The organism is Enterobacter sp. 237C8, from assembly GCF_034106865.1.
GTDB lineage: Bacteria > Pseudomonadota > Gammaproteobacteria > Enterobacterales > Enterobacteriaceae > Enterobacter > Enterobacter asburiae_B.
Genome location: NZ_JAWNDF010000023.1, coordinates 1 through 626 on the forward strand (window position 1 = coordinate 1; position 626 = coordinate 626).

Annotated in this window: 2 tRNA genes and 2 rRNA genes; all 4 read left to right on the plus strand. The window is 48.9% G+C overall.

Going from position 1 to position 626, the window contains the following annotated elements:
- Window positions 1-91 (plus strand): 16S ribosomal RNA (locus USF70_RS21710); the annotation flags it as partial.
- Window positions 92-160: 69 nt separating this feature from the next.
- Window positions 161-237, plus strand: a tRNA-Ile gene (locus USF70_RS21715).
- 42 nt (window positions 238-279) lie between these two features.
- Window positions 280-355: transfer RNA gene (locus USF70_RS21720), tRNA-Ala, on the plus strand.
- A gap of 180 nt (window positions 356-535) precedes the next feature.
- Window positions 536-626: ribosomal RNA gene (locus USF70_RS21725) — 23S ribosomal RNA — on the plus strand; the annotation flags it as partial.

The following is a 626-nucleotide window of genomic DNA, read 5'->3' on the forward strand; positions in this document are numbered from 1 at the left end:
CGGGAGGGCGCTTACCACTTTGTGATTCATGACTGGGGTGAAGTCGTAACAAGGTAACCGTAGGGGAACCTGCGGTTGGATCACCTCCTTACCTTAAAGAACCTGCCTTTGTAGTGCTCACACAGATTGTCTGATGAAAAACAGCAGTAAAAATCTCTGCAGGCTTGTAGCTCAGGTGGTTAGAGCGCACCCCTGATAAGGGTGAGGTCGGTGGTTCAAGTCCACTCAGGCCTACCAAACTCCTTTTAAAGGATGAGCGGTACAGAGATTATAAACGATGGGGCTATAGCTCAGCTGGGAGAGCGCCTGCTTTGCACGCAGGAGGTCTGCGGTTCGATCCCGCATAGCTCCACCATCTTTTACTGCGAACACAAGAAAACTTCAGAGTGAACCTGAAAAGGTGCACTGCGAAGTTTTGCTCTTTAAAAATCTGGATCAAGCTGAAAATTGAAACGACACACATGTTATGTGTGTTCGAGTCTCTCAAATTTTCGCAAGTCGATGATGAATCGAAAGAAACATCTTCGGGTTGTGAGGTTAAGCGACTAAGCGTACACGGTGGATGCCCTGGCAGTCAGAGGCGATGAAGGACGTGCTAATCTGCGAAAAGCGCCGGCGAGGTGATA